This window comes from Mesorhizobium metallidurans STM 2683, assembly GCF_000350085.1.
Lineage (GTDB): Bacteria > Pseudomonadota > Alphaproteobacteria > Rhizobiales > Rhizobiaceae > Mesorhizobium > Mesorhizobium metallidurans.
This window is the reverse complement of record NZ_CAUM01000087.1, coordinates 14,806-34,659: the sequence shown is the minus strand read 5'-3', so window position 1 is coordinate 34,659 and position 19,854 is coordinate 14,806. Positions and strand designations below refer to the sequence as shown.

Sequence of the window (19,854 nt, the reverse complement as noted above, 5' to 3'; positions counted from 1 at the left end):
CCCACTTTTGGGCGACATGCATCAGCTCTCATGAAAATGATTGTAAACCAGCTTCGCCACCTGTTCGGAAATGCCGTCGACCTTGACCAGATCCTCCATAGCCGCCCGGCTGACCGCCTTGGCAGTGCCGAAATGCATGAGCAGCGCGCGCTTGCGGCCGGGACCGATGCCGCTGATCTCGTCGAGCGGGCTCTTGACCATCTCCTTCTTGCGGCGCGCGCGGTGCGAACCGATGGCGAAGCGGTGGACCTCGTCGCGCAGCCGCTGGACGAAGTAGAGGACGGGATCGCGCACCGGCAGCGAAAACGAGTCCCTGCCCCTGACGAAGAAGCGTTCGCGGCCGGCGTCGCGGTCCTGGCCCTTGGCGATGCCGATGGCCACGACGCGATCCTCGATACCGAGATCGGCAAGGATCTTGCGCACGGCCGTCATCTGGCCCTGGCCGCCGTCGATGAGGATCACGTCGGGCCAGGCCGGAAAACCGCTGGCGCCCTCGATGTCGTCCTCCGCTTCGCCCTCTGTCCCTGCGATTTGCGGAGTATCGCCATGCTCCTTCAGCAGCCGCGAAAAACGCCGCTCCATCACCTCGCGCATCATGCCGAAATCGTCGCCCGGCGTGATCTCGGTCGAGCGGATGTTGAATTTCCGGTACTGGTTCTTGACGAAGCCTTCCGGTCCGGCAACGACCATGGCGCCGACGGCGTTGGTGCCCATGATGTGCGAATTGTCGTAGACCTCGATACGCACCGGCGGCTTTGCCAGGCCGAAGGTCTCGGCAAAACCGGTGAGCAGCCGCGCCTGCGTCGAGGTCTCGGCCAGCCGGCGGCCGAGCGCCTCGCGGGCGTTCTGCAACGCATTGCCGGTCAGGTCCTTCTTCTCGCCGCGCTGCGGCACCGAGATCGACACTTTGCGACCGGCGCGGGTGGAGAGCGCCTCGGCCAGCAGTTCCTGCTCCTCGACGGCGTGCGAGAGCAGCATGGCGCGCGGCGTCGGCTTGTCGTCATAGAACTGCGCCAGGAACGAGCCCAGCACTTCGGCTGCCTCCAGCGCCGGATCGGCCTTGGGAAAATAGGCGCGGTTGCCCCAGTTCTGGCCGGTGCGGAAGAAGAACACCTGGATGCAGACCTGGCCGCCTTCCTGATGGATGGCGAAGACGTCGGCCTCTTCCACCGTTTGCGGGTTGATGCCCTGGTGGCTCTGCACATGTGAAAGTGCCGCCAGCCGGTCGCGATAGATCGCGGCGCGCTCGAAATCGAGATTTTCCGAGGCTTGCTGCATGGCGGCGGAGATTTCCGTCTTCACCTTCTGGCTGCGACCGGAGAGGAAATCCTTGGCCTCCGCGACCAGCACGGCATAGTCGGTGTGCGAGATCTCGCCGGTGCATGGCCCGGCGCAGCGCTTGATCTGGTAGAGCAGGCAGGGCCGGGTGCGGTTCTCGTAGAAGGAGTTGGTGCAGCTTCTCAGCAGGAAGGCGCGCTGCAGCGAATTGATGGTGCGGCCGACAGCGCCGGCGGAAGCAAAGGGGCCGAAATAGTCGCCCTTGCGCGAGCGCGCGCCACGATGCTTGTAGATGCCGGGCGAGACATGGTCGCCTGTGAGCAGAATATAAGGGAACGACTTGTCGTCCCGCATCAGCACATTGAATCTTGGCCGCAAGCGCTTGATAAGATTGGCTTCGAGCAGCAACGCTTCGATCTCGGTGCGGGTGACGACGAATTCCATCGTCGCGGTCTCGCGCACCATTCGGCCGATGCGGCTGGTGTGGAAACGGCCTTGCGCGTAGTTGGTCACCCGCTTCTTCAGGCTGCGCGCCTTGCCGACATAGAGCACGTCGCCGGCGGCATTCATCATGCGGTAGACGCCGGGCGCATTGGGCAGCCGCTTGACCAGCGTCTGGATAACCTCGGCACCGACCATGCCGTCGGCATCGCCGGCATGCGGCGCCCAGTCGATGGCGGTGAAGGCCACATCCGGGCCAGAAGGGGCGACGATCTCCTCCGCCGCCTCGTCCTCAAGGTCGACTTCCGGGGGCAGGTCGTCGGCGGCTCCGCTGCGCGGTCTATGCTTTTGGTCTACGGGACTCATTCCACCATGCCTGTCACATCGGGCGTCTGCCATGCAAGATGTTGGCCGCCATCGAGCGCGATCATCTGGCCGGTGACCGAGCGCGCCGCCCAGAGATAGCGGATGGTGGCGCCGAATTCCGGCAATTCCGGGCCGCGTTTCAGGATCAGGCCGTCGAGCTGCGCGGCAAAATCATGATCGTCCTGCCGCATGTTCTTCAGCGTCGGGCCAGGACCGATGGCGTTGACGCGGATACGGGGTCCCAGCGCCTGGGCCAGCATCTGGGTTTGCGTCCACAGCGTCGACTTCGACAGCGCATAAGAGAAATAGCGCGGCGTCGGCCGCCAGACGCGCTGGTCGATCATGTTGACGATCAGCCCCTCCTGCCCTTGCGGCAAGGCGCGGGCGAAGCTCTGCGCCAGCAGCGCCGGCGCCTTGACATGGATGGCGAAGTGCCGGTCCCAGGCAAGCCAGTCGAAATCCTGAACCGTATCGTCCACGAACAGCGAGGCGTTGTTGACCAGCAGCGTGACGGGCCCGAGTGCCGCTTCGGCGCGGCCGATCAGATCGCCGACCGCTTCCATATCGGTCAGGTCGGCGGCAACCACAGCGGCGCGGCCATTCCGGCCAAATTGACCATCCTTGATCTTTTCCGCCAGCGTCTCCGCCTCGGCCCGTGAGCTGTTGCAGTGAATCGCCATGGCAAAACCGTTTGCGGCCAGATCCTCGACAATCGCCTTGCCGATCCGCTTGCCTCCGCCCGTTACCAGCGCCGTTCCAGCGGCTTTGCTCATCCTGTCAATCCTTAATCGGGGCTCCAATTTCAGCCCGCCGGCAAATATGGCCGGCCAAGGGTTAAATGCAGTTCGTACCTTGGGCAGCATTGTGGCAAAGCGGCCATACGGCCTTTCGACTCTGGCCGGGACTCGGCCTGCCGGACCGCAATATAGAGCCCTGGACTCCTTGCTCCAAGCGGTGTGCAGCGCAGCATGGCAAAGCCTCCTGACACCATCTGTTGCGCGGATGCAACGTCAAGGTTTGGCCTCATTCGTGCCAGGGAATGACCCAAGTTCAGGTTCGCTTCAGCCGCATTTTGACACGACATTTGGAACCGGCGAGCGCCAGATCCGTTTATCCCCCCGGACGGGTTGAGGGCATTCGCGAAAAACAAGCCTGTGCCTGTGGCTTAAGGAGTAAAGAACAATGCAAGCCAATCTTAAATTTGCGCGACCGCTGGCGGTAGCGCTCGGGCTCTTCGCCCTCAGTGGAACCGCCTACGCCGCGGACGTTGTTTCGGAAGAGCCGCCGGCACCCGCGCCGATCGCAGAACTTCCTGTCGCTTCCTGGGCCGGTCCCTATGCCGGTCTGAGCGTCGGCTACGGCTTCAGCGGCAAGGCCGATGCCGAGGATGTGGGCGTTGACATCGACACCGACGGCTTCGTCGGCAGCGTCTTCGGCGGCTATCAGTGGCAGCAGGAGAACTTCGTCTACGGTGCTGAAGCCGATATTGGCTATACCGATGTCAAGGGCGACAATGCCGGCCTCGAGTCGAAGGGCGGCTTCGAAGGCTCGCTGCGCGCCCGCCTCGGTTACTCCGTCACCCCGGAGATCCTGCTCTACGGCACCGCAGGTGGTGCGCTCAGGAACCAGAAGATGGAAGCCGCTGGCTTCAGCGAGAGCAACACCATGCTCGGCTGGACGGCCGGTCTCGGTACCGACATCAAGATCACCGACAATGTGTTCGGCCGTGTCGAATATCGCTACACTGATTTCGGCAAGAAGGACTTCGACGGCCTCGGCGAAGTCAAGTCGACCGACAACCGCGTCACCTTTGGCGTCGGTATGAAGTTCTAAGTCGTTCAAGCCACGACACGAAAAAGCCGGGCCTCGCGCCCGGCTTTTTTTGTGCCCGGCGCCTGCCGTGCGCTGAAGCGTCTCGGCCGTCGGCGCAGCCACGCGCGATATCGAGGTCAGCGTGGAGCCAGCATTCGGTCAACCAAGACCAGGACTTCGGCTGCCGCGACGAAACCGAGAGCGATCACGACGGCGTTCGACATGACCCCGACCCAGCCATTCGCGGACACATCTATGAATGGGTAAGCGTATTTCCCTTCAGCGACACCACGAGCCAGGGCATAGGCGAGATACGCCACGGTACGAGTTTCTTCTCCGGACAAGCAAAGTCGACAATGTAACTGGCGATCGGAAATTGACGCCGGAAGCCAAGCCCCATCAGTCGGTGCGCACGAAGTTCGTTCCAGAGTTTCAGCTCGGCGTCGGTCATGACCCTGCGCATCGATTTGGCGTTTGCACGGTGTCGCGGATGCAATGGCGTGTGAGGCATTGTCAAATCCTCCATACTATTGAAGTGAGCGCTCTACGGCGCCCCTCTGTCCTTCCGGACATCTCCCGCACAAGGGGGAGATTGGGCGCCATCCCGGCTTTCGCCAATCTCAAATACCGAAGACATCCCCCTGCCTTCAGCCCGGAACCGCCGGCTTCAGCTCGGGAAATTTCTCATCAAAACGTGCCGCCCAGCGGATCAGCCGGCTGCGGCCCTTCTCCCATTTTCCGGCAAAGCGCAGCGAAAGATAACCGAGGCAGGCGCGCAGCGCGATCTGGCCGGTGGTGATCTTCTTCGGCAGCTTTGGCGGATTGGCGTTGAGCAGATCGAGTGCCGCGGTGATCTTTGCCCACTGGCGATCGAGCCAAGGCTGGTAGACCATGTCCTCAGGGCGGGTGCGCCGCTCATAGACCATCGACAGCGCGCAGTCGCAGATGCCGTCGGCCAGCGCCTCCAGTACCTCAGCCTCGAGGCGCTTGTCGGGATTGCGCGGCAACAGCGCATTCTTCGACACCCGGCTGAGATGCTGGGTAATGGCGCGGCTGTCGTGGATCGAGCGGCCATCGTCCAGCACCAGCACCGGAATCTTGCCAAGCGGATTGGCGCCGATCAACTCGGCCGGCTTGTCCTCGGTCTTGACAGGCACGAGATCGACGGCGATGCCGGCATAAAGTGCCGCCATGCGCACCTTGGAGCTATAGGGGGAAGTGGACGCATAGAGCAGCTTCGGCATGATCGGTTTCCTGTTTATGGACAGTGCGTTTTTACCGATCGCCTTTAATGAGGCAACGGCCAGCAGCGGAAAAACCAGCCGCCAGAGGTGACATCTATCGTGAGCGCCAGCCGCCGTTGAGACGCAATAAAAGCCCCCGGACTTCGCCGCACGGCGAAGTCCGGGGAGCTGCGAAAGATACCTCCGCCCCTCTTTTCGAGCGCCTCAATACCAAAGCGCATAGCGCGGCGCCTTGATGGCATCCGCCCTCATGTGTTCCGGCATTGTCCCCGGCGCGCTAAGAAACGCGACTACTTCTTCGCGGCCTTGGCCTTGGCAGGCGCTGCCTTCTTGGCAGGTGCTGCTTTCTTCACCGGTGCTGAGGACTTCGCCGCGGCTGCCTTCAGCGGAGCCTTGGCCTTTGCCGGCGCTGCCTTCTTCGCGGCGGGTTTCGCCGCGGCCTTTGCAGCCGGCTTCTTGGCCGGTGCCGCCTTCTTTGCCGGTGCAGCCTTCTTTGCCGGTGCAGCCTTGGCCTTGGCCGGTGCCGCTTTCTTCACTGCCGGTTTAGCCGCGGCCTTTGCGGCCGGCTTCTTGGCCGGCGCAGCCTTTGCCTTAGGCTTGGCAGCAGGTGCTGCTTTCTTAACCGCAGTCGCGGCTTTCGCCGCCGCTGCCTTTACTGGTGCTTTCTTTGCCGGTGCCTTGGATGCCGGCGCTTTGGATGACGTCTTAGCCATGCGATGCCCCTTGCGTTGTGCCGATGGCCATTAGTGACCCGGCTTGTCATGCATATCTGACTCGCTTGTGTCTAGCCAGCGAAGCATTACAATGATTTTCGCAGCTTAAATTTTGGTTACGTCATCCGCACGACCATGCAGATTGTCGCAAAATCCACTTGGGATCTTCGACCTGTGTGGTGAAATTCTGCGACGGAAATTCTGCGCGCTCTATCTTGGTTGGTCTTGTCGAGAAGCGCAGGAACTTTTCGAACAGCCTCCACCCGCAGACATCGACTGCTGGTGGCGACGACCGCGAAGAGCTGCGGCACCGCCCGCTTCGTCTTGTCAAACGCGGTGAACTGAAGGCGTAGACAGAAGCAACAGGACGAGTGTCGCCGCATCACCTTGCGGGACGAAAGCGAGCCTCAAGCTCACATTTAACAAGATCGGGATTTTGCTTTCAACAAAGAAGTTGAGGTTGCGAAAATTGGCAACCCTCAGTCAGTCGAGCACCAACGCATCGGCCCGGAAAATCGGAATCTATTCTTGCTTGCTGATCTTAGATTCTGAAATCATGAAGCAGATTCAAAGTGTTATAGCGTGGTTGTGTGTCCGCTGTATTGGCAGCGTCTTAGCCGTGGCTCTCGCCGAGGAGATGCGCCGAAAATATTCACGCCACCACGTGGCAATGACTGATCAGCCACCACGTGGCAATGACTGATCAGCCGCATCGCGGCGTGCCGTTCCTCATTGTGCACATGCCGATCCAGGCTCGCGATTTTCTCCAGTTGTTCGTCGTTGGCCCAGGCCTGACAGGCAAAGAGGCTGCGAAGCAAGATCAAGGCGCTCATGATTGGTTTCCTTCCGGTCCGGAAAATGTGAGTATGTTGTTTATATTTTCATGTTCGTATTTTCATGGGGGCAAGCAAACGTGTCTACTCGCATTGCAAAATCGCGTCAGCGCATGCGCAAGCAGCCGCGCCAGGCGCGCTCGATCGCGACCGTCGAGGCAATCATCGAAGCCGGTGCTCATATTCTGAGCGAGCTTGGGTGGGTCGGCTTCACCACAAACAAGGTGGCCGAGGCGGCCGGCGTCAGCATCGGCTCGCTCTATCAATATTTCCCCGACAAGCTCGCCCTGGTCGAGGCCATCCGGCGCCGCCACTTCGATCACGTGCTGTCGATCATCAGCGAAGCGGCCGCGGACGAAAAGCCGCTCAGGCAATTCGCGCGCGAGCTGGTGCGCGGCATGATCGCGGCGCACAGCATCCACCCGACGCTGCACCAGGTGCTGCTCGACGAGGCGCCGGGCGATCGCGGCTCGCGGGCCGCCCATGCCGCGTTCCAATCCCGCTATCTCGAACACTACGCCGCCGCCGTGGCGCAGTATCGCAGACGCAGGAAAGACACCGAGACGGTCGCACGCGTGCTTTCCTCCGCGGTCGAGGGTGTGATCCACAATGCGGCGCGCCGGGGCATGCTGGATGCCGCCGACCTGCAGAAGCAGCTCGTCGAGCTGATCTGCGCTTACCTGTCCGGGGCAAATCGCTGACGAGCTTGATCAACCAGCGGCCCGACAGTTCAACCCGACAGTTCAAGGAGTATCCATCTCTGGTCTTTACGCCTGGTAGCCGAGGCAGATGGCGCCAAGCGCGACGACACCGCAGGCACCGACGCGCCTTGGCGTCAGCGCCTCGCCAAGGAACAGCCTTCCGATGAACGCGGCGAAGACGACGCTGGTTTCGCGGATCGCGGTGATCGGGCCGTCCGTCCGAGCGCGAAGGCGGCGACGACGACGCCATAGGCGAGCAGTGCGAACAGGCCGCCGCCCAGCGCCTTCCAGGTTTCCGGCGCGCCGAAATCGACGGCGAGCCTGCCGCGCAAGGCGACGAAGGTCGCCGGCAGCAAGGCGCCGTAGAGCACCAGCACCCAGGCCGTATAGGCGCCGCTGTCTTGCGCCGCGCGAACGCCGATGGCGTCGACCGTCGCATAAGCGGCGATGATCGCACCCGTCGCCAGCGCGTAGAGGATCGATGTCGTCGACGCCATGATGCCGCCCGCAACGAGCGCGACGCCGAGGATCTCCGGCATGGTGAGTTGCTGGCCGGCCAGAAAATAGCCACCGAGCGGTGACCAGCAGCGGTACGCTGCCGCGAACGATCGGATAGACCTGCCCCAGTTCGCCATAGCGGTAGGCGGCCACCAGGAAGACGCTGTAGCCGACCTGCAGCGATGTCGCCGCAGGCGAAGAAAAATTAGAAAGGGAACGCCGCGCTCAGCGCAGAACGCGGCAGCGGCCGTTGTAGACCATCCAGCGGTCGAAGCCCGAGACGCAGAATTCGACATTGTCGCCGATCGAGGCAAAGCCCTGCCCTTCCTCGATCAGATACCAGATGGTGCGGTCGCGGCCATCTGACAGGCTGACGGTGGCGCCGCAATAGCGACGACCGATCGGCCTGGTTTCATCGGCCGGCAGATAGCGATGCTGATAGATGCGCTGGAAATCGACGATTTCGACATCGGGCAGTTGCGGCACGTGACGCACCTGGTAGCTAAAGCGGTTGGTGATCTTTTTCAGCACCCAGTCCTCGCCGCAGACGCTGCCGTCGTCGCCGGAATAGACGCCAAGGTCGGCCGCGTGCACGGCCTGTGTGACGCCAAGCGACGTGCCGAGCGGTGTGCAAAGAGCAATCAATGCGGCAAGGGCGGATCTGGCGAAGCGAGTCATGGCAGCCTCTTATGGTCGACTCAGTGCACTGTGCGGATTCGCTCGGCGGCGGTCAAGCGGTTGCGCCGTCATCTCGATGGCGTCGATGAACAAAGGGTTTCGCTTGCCAGCGTTTTACTCCCCTGCCAGCCACTCCATCCTCCAGTCCGCCGGCTTCTCGACGACCAGCAGCCGGTGCAGCGCCGGCAGCACAATGCGCAATTCGCCTTCCAGCGTGAATGGCGGGTTGACCACCACCATGCCGCTGCCGTCGAGGCTGGGTTCGGCCGATGCGGGTTTGATCTCGAAGTCTATGTCGAGCAGCCTCGGGATACCCGATTGCTTGAGCGCCTTCCTGAAGGCGATCACCGCCTTGCGGTCCTTCACCGGATACCACAGCGCATAGATGCCGCCAGGCCAGCGCTTGTGCGCCTTTTGCAGCCCGTCGACGAGCCGGCCGAACTCGCCCTGCTCCTCGAAGGGCGGATCGATGAGCAGGAGACCGCGCTTTTCCTTGGGCGGCAGATGCGCGCCGAGCGCCAGCCAGCCGTCGAGCTCGATCACCCGTGTCTGGAAATCGCCGGCAAACAGCGCTTTCAGCCTCGCCGCATCGTCCTGGTGCAGTTCGACCGCCGACAGCCGGTCCTGCTTGCGCATGAGCTGCCTGGCGATCAGCGGCGAGCCCGGATATTTTTTCACCCCACCCTCCGGCCCCCGCTCCGGATTGAGCGAGCGGACCACATCGAGATAAGGAGCCAGCAGCGCCGCCGCCTTGGCGTCAAGCGGGGCATCGATCAGCCGGCCTATGCCCCCTTGCCACTCGCCGGTCTTCTGCGCTTCGGTCGATGACAAATCGTAGCGGCCGATGCCGGCATGCGTGTCGATGACGCGGAACGCCTTGTCCTTCTGCTTCAGATATTCGACGAGCCGGCTCAGCACGACATGCTTGACGACATCGGCGAAGTTTCCGGCATGATAGGCGTGACGGTAATTCATGCCGCTACCTAGAGCCTGTTCCATCCCGATAGAATCGGGATGGGGCTCTATCTCTTTGTTTGAGCATGATCTTTTCCGAAAACCGGATTCCACTTTTCGGGATCATGCTCTAGCTCGACGAACCGTTGCGGCCCCAGCGTGGCGGTGGCGGCCGCGAGTTCGGATTTTGCGGCCGGCCGCCGCCACCAAAACGAAACGCCAGCACCAGCCCGATCAGGCCGACCGCCATCAAGGAGAAGCCGACCGGCTGCGCCCGTCGATCGACCTCGCCGGCGCCGGCGCGCAGCACGAGGTCCACGACGCGCATGGGGATGTCCTCGGCGTCGCCGGGACCGACCGTAAAAGTGTAAGGACCGGGACTGACCGTCTGGATCACGCCAGCCTCGTCGCGAAAGATCTTGTCCGCCGATTGCGGGCTGGGCTGGCGCGGATTTTCGGAATGGTTGAACGCAAGCGTCGAGGCAAGCACGGTCCGGCCGCCGGTGGCGGCGGTCAATGTCAGCACGGTGCGCTGTTGTGAGGCGACGATGCGCTCGGCCCTGGCGGTGAGATCGACCAGCACCCTGACCGGCGCGTCGCTTTCGGCAAGCGGCACCGTCACCGGCTTGAACCGACCCTGGTCATAGACCCGCCAGGCGCCGATCTCACGGCCGGAGAAATTGCTCATCGCCCAGGGATAGGCGATGCCGATGCCAATGCCGGCGAGCAGGATCAGAAGCAACAGAAAGCGCATTGTTCATTCCATGAGCTATGGGCGTGAGCGACTGCGCACGTCATGCCTTGCGTTCCCAACGCCGGTCCGGCGTCTGCTGCCAGTAGGTCACCGTGTGACCGGCGTCCTTCATCGTCTTCCAGTGCGTGCGCGCAGCCTCGACCTGGGCCGCGTCGTGGCCGTCGAACAGGAACACAGCGCGTTCATAGCCGGCAAGTTCGGGCGGCGGCGCGCCATCGACGAGGAAGCGGATCTGAGCCTCGTTCGGGTTTTCCCGGCCCGTGGTCAGAAGGATCGGCTGCTCGGCGGGATAGGCTTCGCGATCCGTCGCATGCGCCAGGAACGAATCGTCCCGGAACGTCCACAGATGCTGGTCCAGAGCATCGCGCCGCTCCTCGGTGCCGGTCTGCACCACCGCGCGCCAACCGCGATCGACGCTGCGCTCGAGCAGGCCGGGCAGCGCATCCTCCAGCGTCGATTCGGTCAGGTGATAGAACAGGACTTCGGCCATGATTGCGCCTTCAGAGACCTCACCCCTCGTAATTGTCGCGCACCAGCCGGTCGAGCAGCCTGACGCCGAAGCCGGAACCCCATGACTGGTTGATCTCGCTGGAAGGCGCGCCCATTGCGGTGCCGGCGATGTCGAGATGCGCCCAGGGCGTGTCCTTGACGAAGCGCTGCAGGAACTGCGCCGCGATGATGGCGCCGCCATAGCGGCCGCCGATGTTCTTCATGTCGGCATTCTTGGAATCGATCAGCTTGTCGTATTCGGTGCCGAGCGGCATGCGCCACAGCCGTTCCTGCGTCGCCTGCCCGGCGCCGGTCAGCCTGTCCGCCAGTTCGTCATTGTTGGAGAACAGGCCGGCATAATGCTGGCCGAGCGCGACCATGATGGCGCCGGTCAGCGTCGCCAGATTGACCATGAATTTCGGCTGGAAACGGTCGTTGCAGTACCACAGCGCATCGGCCAGCACGAGGCGGCCCTCGGCATCGGTGTTGAGCACCTCGATGGTCTGGCCGGACATCGAGGTGACGATGTCGCCGGGACGCTGGGCATGGCCGTCGACGGCATTTTCCACCAGTCCGATGACGCCGACGACATTGGCCTTGGCCTTGCGCGAAGCCAGCGCATGCATCAGCCCGGTCACGGCGGCCGCTCCACCCATGTCGCCCTTCATGTCCTCCATACCGGAGGCCGGCTTCATCGAATTGCCGCCGGTGTCGAAGGTGACGCCCTTGCCGATGAAAGCGACCGGGCTGTCCTTGGCCTTGCCGCCGTTCCACTGCATGACGGCCATGCGGGCGCCGCGCGGCGAACCTTGCGCGACGCCGAGCAACGAGCCCATGCCGAGTTTCTTCATCTCCTTCTCGGCCAGGATCTCGACCTTGATGCCGAGCGCTTCCAGTTCGCTCACGCGAGCGGCGAATTCCACCGGGCCGAGCATGTTGGCCGGTTCGTTGACCAGATCGCGGGCCATGAGCACGCCGTCGATCACCGCCACCTCGTCGGCAAAGGCCTTTTTCGCGGCCGCCGGATCGGTGGTGTGGATGGTCACCTTGACCGGCTTTTTGGGTTCAGCCTTCTTGCCGTCGTGCTGGCCATCGCCATTGTCCTTTTTCGTCTTGTACTTATCGAAGGCATAGCTGCGCAGCAGGATACCAGCGGCAAGTTGCGCCGCTTGCCTGCCACCGGCAACCGCGCCCGGCAGATCGAGCACGACGGCCACTTCGGTCGCCTTGCGCAAGGACGCGGCGACGGTGCCACCAAGCTTCAGCCAGGCATGGTCGTCGAGCCCCGAGACCTTGCCGGCGCCGACCGCCACCAGCCGGTCGAGCGACGTCCCCTCCGGCGCCAGCACTTCAACCAGGCTGGCGAATTTGCCGGAAAAGTCGGCCACCGGAAACGCCCGCGCCAAGGTCTTTGCCGGATCGCAGGCCTTTGCCGCCTCGCCGAGGCTGCTATCGTCGGCCACCAGCACGAAGACGCTGCCCTTTTTGGGTGCTGCGAATTTGGCGAAGGCGATCGAAGGTCTCGAAGTCATCATGTCCTGCTTTCGGGGAAGTGCGTTGGGTTTTCAGGGGAGCGCCTTGAAGATGCACGACATTTGCCCGTTTTCCGACCAAAAAAACCACCCTCTTTTTCAGACCTTGATTTTGTTCGCCTTTTTGCCGGTTTTGCCCTCTATCCCTCATGACAGTTCCGGGCGCTCACGTCGGCGATCCCGGCGCGTCGCAAATCATCGCCCCTGCCCGACGATCTGCCGGGCGATCGCCTTGGCCTGAATGCCGGCATTGGCGAAACAGCCGCGAATGCTTGGCCGCATGCCGGTAAACCACAGGCCGGGCAGTTTCGGGTCGGTCTCGCCGCCGTTGAAAAGCGGCACGCCCTTGCCGTCCAGCACACCGAGCTTGCCGACCATGCGTTCGAGCCCGGTGCGGTAGCCGGTCGCCGCGATGACGATATCGGGGGCGATCAGCTTGCCATTACCCAGGATCACACTGTCACGGGTGAATTCCCGTATTGCCGATACGACGACGATCTTGCCGACCTTGATGGCGCGGACAGCACCATCGTCGGCGGCGATGGCCGTGTAGTCCGAGGTCAGGCGGCTCGCGCCTCCCAAGGGCGCTTTCGGCATGCCGAATTTCGTCAGGTCGCCGAAAACGATACGCTGCGTTGCGGCCATCGCCACATCGGCGACCCGCAGCGGCAAACGCGCCATGAACGGCGAAAGCCTGTGGACGGCGATCTTGCCGATACGCTTGGGCAGGATCGAGGGACCATTGCGGGCCGACAGCCAGATATTCCTGGTCTCTATACCCGCCAGATGATTGAGTACGTCGAAGCCCGAATTGCCGGCGCCGACGACCAGCACTTTCTTCCCGGCATAGTGCTTGGCTTTGCCAAAATCCGCCGAATGGACGATCCGGCCGGCAAAGTCGCCTGCCCCCTTCCAATCGGGAATGAAAGGCTGCCGGTCGCGCCCGGTGGCGACGACGACATGGCGCGCCAGCCGGGGCCTGGCATTGGTCTGCACAATCCAATGGTCGCCTTTGAATGCGATCTCCTCGACAGCCACGCCGAACTCCACCGGCAGATTGTGCGCCTGGCTGAAATCGTTCAGATGGCGGATGACGGCGGTTCTGTGGGGGAAAGCGGGGGTGCCTGCGGGGTAACCGGCGCCAGGCAGTACCGAGAGGTCGCGATGCGTGTTGAGGTGCAGCCGTTCGTGCCGCCGATGCCAGGGTTCGGCAAGCCGGCTTTCCTTTTCCAGGATAACCGTCGGCACGCCGGCCTCGATCAGCGCATGGGCGGCGGCCAGCCCTGCAGCGCCGGCGCCGATCACGATCGCTCCGTGAGAGACCGATACCTGTCCGGTTTGACCGCGCAATTCTCTAACGTCCATACTTGCACCTGTCACAGTCGCGGCGGCCGCAACCGTAGCCGGCGCGACATTTGGTCGTTTTCCCTCATTTGGCAAGACTTTGCCGGAATCACACCCCATATGGCGCATGGAATCGATGGGCGATTCGCCGCGGCACGGCCCCGCTCTCCTGCCGCAACCTCTTGTTAACCATCGATGTTGGTCCTTTCTTATCCATTTGCCGCCGACACTCCGACCCGCCGGACGGGAGCCGGATCGAGCCGCTTGATGGAACCGTCCAATGGAGCCAGTTGTGCGGGCGTCGCCGGATGACTACCTTGTCCGGAGGCATGATGCCGTTCGGCAAAATCGAGAAAAGCCTGCATGAAGGTCGTTGAACGCTACATCATGCGTCGCGCGTTGGCGGTCTTCCTGGCAGCGCTCATCTGGACGCTGGCGATCGTGTGGACGACGCAGGTGCTCGCCCGTATCGATCTCGTTACCGACAGCGGCCAGTCGGCGTTGACCTTCTTCGAAGTCGCGGCGCTGATCATTCCATCGATCGTTCCGATCGTCGTGCCGTTCGCCCTGGTGGTGGCGGTCGCCCAGACGCTCAGCGTCATGAACACCGATTCGGAACTGGCGGTGATCAACGCCGCCGGCGCCTCGCGCTGGACCATCGTCAGGCCGATCATGCTTCTGGCGCTGGCAGCCAGCGTCTTTTCATTCGCCGTCGACAACGGTGTCGACCCCTATGCCCGCCAGAAAAACCGCGAGCTGGTGGCGTCCTCGCGTGCCGACCTGTTGTCGCTGATCATCCAGGAAGGTACCTTCCGCAAGATCGACGATGGCCTGTTCCTGCAGATTGGCGAACGGCTTCCGGACAACCGCCTCGGCGGCATCTTCGTGGCGGATTCACGCGAGGAAGGCGTCAACCTCATCTACTACGCCAAGACCGGCAGCATCGTCGAACGCGGCGACGAGAAGGTGTTGATGATGAATGACGGCGTCATCCATCGCGAAACGCTGACCGGCGACCTGTCGGTCATCCGCTTCACCTCCTATGCCTTCGATCTGTCCGCCTTCATGTCGGCTTCCTCGGACATATTGCTTCTCCCGAAGGACCGGACGACCCAGTACCTGCTCAATCCCAGTCCGAACGACAAGATGTACCAGCAAAGGCCGAACAGATATCTGGCCGAGCTCAATCAGCGCTTTTCCGAATGGTCTTATTCGCTCGTTTTCGCGCTGATCGCACTTGCCGTCGCGGGAGACGCTCGCTCGCATCGCGAGGCGCGCGTCCATCCGCTGATCACGGCCATCGCGATAGCGCTTTTCGTACGCTGGCTTGGTTTCTTTGCCGCGGGGAAGGCCGACAAGGTTCCGCAATACGCCTATATGGTCTACGGCGTTCCGATCGTCGCATCCGCGGTCTCAATATGGTTCATCGTCTCCAACCGGACAATGGAACTGCCGGTCGCCTGGGCCGACTGGATGACGAATCTCGCCAGCCGCTTCACTGACGGCTGGAACTCAGTCAAGCTCCGCTTTGCCAGGCGCGGCACTTCCGGCCAGGAGGTTGGCTGATGGGCTGGACACTGGGCAGGTACTTCTTCTTCCGCTACGTGACGATTACCGTCTGGTTCTTCATCGGCCTGCTGGCGCTGGTGTTCCTGATCGATTTCACCGAGCTTTCCGGCCGCACGACCGGCCTGCCGGGCTTCACCTACGGGACGGCGCTTGCGATTTCGGGATTGAGAATGCCGATGATCATGCTGCAGACGGTGCCGTTCGTCGGCCTGTTCTCGGCGATGGCGACGCTGGTCTCGCTCAATCGCAAATATGAGCTGGTGATTGCGCGTTCGGCCGGCGTTTCGGCATGGCAGTTCCTGTTGCCGTGCTGCATCGGGGCGCTGCTGTTCGGCGTGCTGTCGGTCGGCGTTATCAACCCGATCGCCGCGCATGCCTTTTCCTGGTCCGAGCAGATCGAAACCCAGCTCCGTTCCGGCAAGTCGAACGCCGTGTCGGCCGACGCCGCACCCTGGATCCGGCAGAAAACCAGCGCGGGCGACACAATCATCGGCGCGCGCTCGATCCTCAACCAGGGCCTCGAGATGGCCGACGCCGTCTTCTTCGTCCTCAGCCCGCAGGGCGACATCATCGAACGCAAGGACGCCGCGCACGCCTTTTTGCGGGATGGCTATTGGGAGTTGCGGGACGTCAAGGTCTTTCGCGACGGCAATATCGAATCGCTGGAAAGCGACCGGGTCGCGACCAACCTCAAGCCCGAATTCGTGCAAGAGCGGCTGGCGCGCCCAGAAACCATCCCTTTCTACGATCTGCCCGGCAAGATCGAAGTTGCCCGCTCCTTCGGCCTCAAGGCAAATGCCTTTGCCATGCAGTTCGATTCGCTGGTAGCGCTGCCGTTCCTGCTCGTCGCCATGACGCTGATTGCGGCAACAGTTTCAATGCGATTTGCGAGGATGGGACAATCGGCGACGATGATTCTGGGTGGCGTCTTGGCCGGGTTTCTGCTTTATGTCGTATCGGTGCTGGTCAAGGCATTCGGCGTAGCGGGATTCGTACCCACAGCCGTGGCTGCATGGGTTCCGGTTGTCGTGGCTATGTTCTTCGGGGTGACGTTCCTGCTGTACAAGGAAGACGGCTAGTGAGGGAGGCGGTTTTGCGCAGCCATAGGCAGGCCCGTCTGGCACGCCTCTATGGGGCGAGCGCCTTGGCATGCCTGTTCGCCTGTGTCCCCCTCAATGTCCCGGTTTCCGCCCAGGAAATCGGCGACATGGCAGCGAGCGTACCCGCTGGCTCGCAAATGCTGCTGGCCGCCGATACGCTGGTCTATGACAATGACAACAACACGGTAACGGCCGTCGGCGGCGTCCAGATCGACTATGGCGGCAATCGCCTCGTCGCCCAGCGGGTCGAATACAACCGCAACACCAAGCGCCTGGTCGCCAGCGGCAATGTCGCGGTCGTCAACAGCGACGGCACCAAGATTTTTTCGCAGCATGTCGACATCACCGACGATTTCGCGGACGGTTTCGTCAATGCGCTGCGTGTCGAGACCATCGACAAGGCATATTTCGCCGCCGAAAGCGCCGAACGCATGGGCGGGGTGCTGACGACGTTCCACAATGGCGTCTATACGGCCTGCGAGCCTTGCGAGGACAAGCCCGACAAGGCGCCGACCTGGCGTATCAAGGCCAGGAAGATCATCTGGAACGGCGAGAAGAAGACGGTTCGCTTCGAGAATTCGAATTTCGAATTCTTCGGCTTTCCGCTGGCCTATCTGCCGGCCTTCGAGATCGCCGACCCGACCGTCAAGCGCAAGAGCGGCTTCCTGATCCCCGGCATTGCCTACAGCAGCGACCTCGGCATCGGTATCAAGGTCCCCTATTATTTCGCGCTCTCGCCGACCTATGACCTCACCGTCACCGGCAGCGGCTATACCAAGCAGGGCTTCCTCGGCGAGGCCGAGTGGCGCCAGCGCTTCAACAACGGCCAGTACAGCCTGAAGATCGCCGGTATCCGACAGGAAGATCCCGACGAATTCATCGACAGCCACGGGAACAATGTCGATTCGGGCGCTGCCGGCGATCCCAACAAGTTCCGCGGCATGATGGGCACCAAGGGTCAGTTCGCCATCAATCCGCGCTGGGACTTCGGCTGGGACGTGTTGTTGCAGACCGACAAGAACTTCTCGCGCACCTATGCCATCCAGGACTTCAACGAGAGCGTCCACCAGTCCTCGATCTACCTGACCGGCCTCAATGGCCGCAACTATTTCGACGTGCGCGCCATGCGCTTCGAGGTCCAGGAAAACACACTCGCCAGCGATCCGACCGCACGCGCCGCCAAGCAGCCCTGGGTGCTGCCCTCGCTCGACTACGCCTACATACCCGACATGGCCGTGGCCGGCGGACAGTTGTCGTTCAATGTCAATGCGCGGGCCATCAGCCGCGACAGGCTGGATACGGCTCTGGCCGACTCGGCGGACTCCAGTTCAGTCAACAACGTCCGCGGTATCGAGGGGCAATCCGGCCGCATCACCGCCGAGGCCGAATGGAAGCGCACCTTCACCACCGATGGCGGACTGCTTTTGACGCCGCTCGTGGCGCTGCGCGGCGATGCCAGCTATCTCAATGCCTCCTCAAGCTCGCTCGCCGCGGTCAACCAGATGGCGACGAATCTCGGCGTCAGCGACGATTTGGGTTCCTCGCTCGCCCGCTATATGGCGACCGCAGGACTTGAAATGCGCTGGCCGGTGCTGTTCTCGATGCCCAGTTCGAGCCACGTCTTCGAGCCGATGGCGCAACTCTTTATGCGTCCGAACGAGCAATATGTCGGCGGCCTCGCGGTCCCCAACGAAGACGCCCAGAGTTTCGTCTTCGACGCCACGACATTGTTCGAGCGCGACAAGTTCTCCGGTTACGACCGCATGGAAGGTGGTGGCCGCGCCAATGTCGGACTGCGCTATTCCGGCGCCTACGACAATGGCTGGAGCACCAACGCGCTGTTCGGCCAGTCCTACCAGCTTGGTGGCCAGAACTCCTTCGCCGCGCCGGATCTGGTCAATGTCGGCGCCTATTCCGGCCTTGAGACCTCGACCTCCGACTATGTCGGCCTCGTCGGCTTCAACAGCCCCAGCGGCTTCTCCGGCTCGGTCAGCGGCCGTTTGGACGAGCAGACCTTCGAGATCCGCCGGGCCGAAGTGAAGGCCGCCTATAGCGGCCTGCCGGTGTCGCTCAGCGCCAAATATGCCTTCATCCAGGCGCAGCCGCTCTACGGCTTCGACACCGATCGCCACGAAGTCACGCTCGGCGCGTCGACGCGTCTTGCCGAGAACTGGCGCGTCTTCGGCACCGGCACCTACGATCTGCAGCAAAGTGTCCTGGTCAAGGACGGAATCGGCTTTGCCTACAATGACTCGTGCTTCACCTATTTGATGACGTTTTCGGAGACCCGGGACCTGGACACCAAGGAGGTGTCGCAGAACATCGGCTTCAACCTTTCGTTCCGCACGCTCGGCGATTTCGGCTCGTCGCAAAGCTCCATCGACACCATCCAGTAGCAAGCGACTGGACGAGCGGCACGGAGGCCGGGCGTCGTTTCGGGCGCGCAAGGGACGCTGTAGGATTTTGATTTGGCGCATGGTCTTTCCGAAATCGACTCCGATTTTCGGGGTCATGCGCTGACGACATCGTTTCGCCGCATAGGGTAGGCACGGGTTTCGGCTCCCTTGATTAGAATAGAATGGGCCAAACCGGGATAGAATTGGGATGCTTTCGATGAGGAATTACCTCTTTTCGGCAGGGTTGGCGCTGCTGGTGGCGGCGGCCTCTGTCTCGATCACCGCAACAGCGTCGCCGGCTTTCGCCAGCGAGATCAAATATGTCGTCAACAACGTACCGATCACCACCGGCGACATCGCGCACCGGGCCGCGTTCCTGAAACTGCAGCGCAAAAAGGGCAGCGCCGCCGACGAAATGATCGACCAGACGCTGCGCGTCGCCGAAGCCAGGCGTCTCGGCATCCGCATCAGCGACGCCCAGGTCGAAGCCGCCTACCAGCGCTTTGCCACGACCAACAAGATGCAGCTCAAGCAGCTCGATGGCGTCATGGCGCAGTCCGGCGTCGGCAAGGAGCATTTCAAGGAATTCATCCGCGCCCAGATGGCCTGGAACCAGGCGCTTAGCGCGCGCTACCGCTCCGGCGAAGGCGGCTCCGTGAGCGAGCAGGACGCGGTCAGGCGCATGCTCGACAAAGGCGGCGCCAAGCCGACCGCCATGGAATACATGCTGCAGCAAGTCATCTTCGTCGTGCCGGCGGCCGAGCGCAGCGCGACGCTGGCCAAGCGCAAACGCGAGGCCGACGCCATGCGCGCCCGCTTCAATGGCTGCAACACCACGCGCGAATTCGCCAAGGGCCTGATCGACGTCACCGTTCGCGATCTCGGCCGGATACTGGCGCCGCAATTGCCGCCGGATTGGGCCGAGCAGATCAAGGCCACCAAGGTTGGCGGCGCCACCGCAACGCGCGAGACGGACCGTGGCGTCGAGTTCATCGGCATCTGCTCGTCGCGCGAAGTGTCGGACGACAAGGCCGCCCAGATGGTGTTCCAGAGCGAAGGCTCGAACGACAAGAACGCCGACGAACTCTCCAAGAAGTATGTCGAGGAGTTGCGGAAGAAAGCCCGCATCGTCGAGCGCTGAAGTCGGCATAG

18 protein-coding genes and 2 pseudogenes are annotated in these 19,854 nt (G+C 62.5%); 7 read left to right on the top strand and 13 right to left on the bottom strand.

Translation table 11 applies throughout. The annotated features are described in order from the left end of the window. Positions 1-21: 21 nt before the first annotated feature. Positions 22-2,085, bottom strand: a complete 2,064-nt coding sequence (uvrC, locus tag MESS2_RS14080) for an excinuclease ABC subunit UvrC (RefSeq protein ID WP_008875007.1) — start codon at positions 2,083-2,085, stop codon at positions 22-24. Further along, the gene (locus tag MESS2_RS14075) at positions 2,082-2,858 is read right to left on the bottom strand and encodes an SDR family oxidoreductase (protein WP_008875006.1); all 777 of its coding nucleotides are present in this window, start codon (positions 2,856-2,858) and stop codon (positions 2,082-2,084) included. Before MESS2_RS14075 ends, uvrC begins: the two co-directional genes overlap by 4 nt. Before the next feature lie 409 nt (positions 2,859-3,267). Here MESS2_RS14075 and MESS2_RS14070 point away from each other — a divergent pair, with 409 nt between their 5' ends. Then, positions 3,268-3,918: an outer membrane protein gene (locus tag MESS2_RS14070; RefSeq protein WP_008875005.1), complete on the top strand. Its 651-nt coding sequence runs from the start codon at positions 3,268-3,270 to the stop codon at positions 3,916-3,918. Between the two features lie 116 nt (positions 3,919-4,034). On the opposite strand, the gene MESS2_RS34130 is transcribed toward MESS2_RS14070, so the two are convergent. The 3 genes and pseudogenes from MESS2_RS34130 to MESS2_RS14060 form a co-directional block, all read right to left on the bottom strand. Further along, positions 4,035-4,217 carry a Pr6Pr family membrane protein gene (locus tag MESS2_RS34130; protein WP_209436102.1) on the bottom strand — a complete coding sequence of 61 codons (183 nt, stop codon included), beginning with the start codon at positions 4,215-4,217 and terminating at the stop codon, positions 4,035-4,037. Between the two features lie 2 nt (positions 4,218-4,219). Continuing rightward, positions 4,220-4,408: pseudogene (locus tag MESS2_RS32995) on the bottom strand (endonuclease domain-containing protein); the annotation flags it as partial. Positions 4,409-4,544: 136 nt separating this feature from the next. Beyond that, entirely contained in the window at positions 4,545-5,141 is a 597-nt protein-coding gene (locus tag MESS2_RS14060; protein ID WP_008875003.1) for a glutathione S-transferase family protein, read from the bottom strand. 330 nt (positions 5,142-5,471) lie between these two features. Between MESS2_RS14060 and MESS2_RS32990 the strand changes: the two genes are divergently transcribed. Beyond that, on the top strand, positions 5,472-5,888 hold the full coding sequence (locus MESS2_RS32990) for a hypothetical protein (protein ID WP_209436101.1): 417 nt from the start codon (positions 5,472-5,474) through the stop codon (positions 5,886-5,888). A 541-nt stretch (positions 5,889-6,429) separates the two neighbouring features. On the opposite strand, the gene MESS2_RS32315 is transcribed toward MESS2_RS32990, so the two are convergent. Next, positions 6,430-6,687, bottom strand: a complete 258-nt coding sequence (locus tag MESS2_RS32315) for a hypothetical protein (protein WP_008874998.1) — start codon at positions 6,685-6,687, stop codon at positions 6,430-6,432. Positions 6,688-6,800: 113 nt separating this feature from the next. Here MESS2_RS32315 and MESS2_RS14050 point away from each other — a divergent pair, with 113 nt between their 5' ends. Beyond that, complete coding sequence (locus MESS2_RS14050) at positions 6,801-7,388, top strand: TetR/AcrR family transcriptional regulator (RefSeq protein WP_008874997.1); 588 nt, start codon at positions 6,801-6,803, stop codon at positions 7,386-7,388. A 66-nt stretch (positions 7,389-7,454) separates the two neighbouring features. On the opposite strand, the pseudogene MESS2_RS14045 reads toward MESS2_RS14050, so the two are convergent. From MESS2_RS14045 to MESS2_RS14015, 7 genes and pseudogenes are all read right to left on the bottom strand, one after another. Next, positions 7,455-8,066 (bottom strand): annotated as a pseudogene (locus MESS2_RS14045) (EamA family transporter); the annotation flags it as partial. A gap of 45 nt (positions 8,067-8,111) precedes the next feature. After that, entirely contained in the window at positions 8,112-8,564 is a 453-nt protein-coding gene (locus MESS2_RS14040) for a hypothetical protein (RefSeq protein ID WP_008874994.1), read from the bottom strand. 114 nt (positions 8,565-8,678) lie between these two features. Next, on the bottom strand, positions 8,679-9,539 hold the full coding sequence (locus MESS2_RS14035) for a 23S rRNA (adenine(2030)-N(6))-methyltransferase RlmJ (protein ID WP_008874993.1): 861 nt from the start codon (positions 9,537-9,539) through the stop codon (positions 8,679-8,681). Between the two features lie 109 nt (positions 9,540-9,648). Continuing rightward, a complete protein-coding gene (locus tag MESS2_RS14030; RefSeq protein WP_008874992.1) occupies positions 9,649-10,272 on the bottom strand; it encodes a hypothetical protein in 624 nt (207 codons plus the stop codon). Between the two features lie 40 nt (positions 10,273-10,312). Further along, the gene (locus MESS2_RS14025; RefSeq protein WP_008874991.1) at positions 10,313-10,762 is read right to left on the bottom strand and encodes a DNA polymerase III subunit chi; all 450 of its coding nucleotides are present in this window, start codon (positions 10,760-10,762) and stop codon (positions 10,313-10,315) included. A gap of 19 nt (positions 10,763-10,781) precedes the next feature. Next, positions 10,782-12,293, bottom strand: coding sequence for a leucyl aminopeptidase (locus MESS2_RS14020; RefSeq protein ID WP_008874990.1), 1,512 nt, complete (start codon positions 12,291-12,293; stop codon positions 10,782-10,784). A 195-nt stretch (positions 12,294-12,488) separates the two neighbouring features. Next, positions 12,489-13,658, bottom strand: coding sequence for a flavin-containing monooxygenase (locus MESS2_RS14015; RefSeq protein ID WP_040593054.1), 1,170 nt, complete (start codon positions 13,656-13,658; stop codon positions 12,489-12,491). Positions 13,659-14,000: 342 nt separating this feature from the next. Here MESS2_RS14015 and lptF point away from each other — a divergent pair, with 342 nt between their 5' ends. From lptF to MESS2_RS13995, 4 genes are all read left to right on the top strand, one after another. Continuing rightward, positions 14,001-15,203 (top strand): LPS export ABC transporter permease LptF, encoded by a 1,203-nt coding sequence (lptF, locus tag MESS2_RS14010; RefSeq protein ID WP_008874988.1) that lies wholly within the window; start codon positions 14,001-14,003, stop codon positions 15,201-15,203. After that, positions 15,200-16,285: an LPS export ABC transporter permease LptG gene (lptG, locus tag MESS2_RS14005; protein WP_209436103.1), complete on the top strand. Its 1,086-nt coding sequence runs from the start codon at positions 15,200-15,202 to the stop codon at positions 16,283-16,285. Before lptF ends, lptG begins: the two co-directional genes overlap by 4 nt. Continuing rightward, complete coding sequence (locus MESS2_RS14000; RefSeq protein WP_040593052.1) at positions 16,285-18,702, top strand: LPS-assembly protein LptD; 2,418 nt, start codon at positions 16,285-16,287, stop codon at positions 18,700-18,702. Before lptG ends, MESS2_RS14000 begins: the two co-directional genes overlap by 1 nt. Positions 18,703-18,910: 208 nt before the next feature. Next, a complete protein-coding gene (locus MESS2_RS13995; RefSeq protein ID WP_008874985.1) occupies positions 18,911-19,843 on the top strand; it encodes a peptidylprolyl isomerase in 933 nt (310 codons plus the stop codon). Positions 19,844-19,854: the final 11 nt, after the last annotated feature.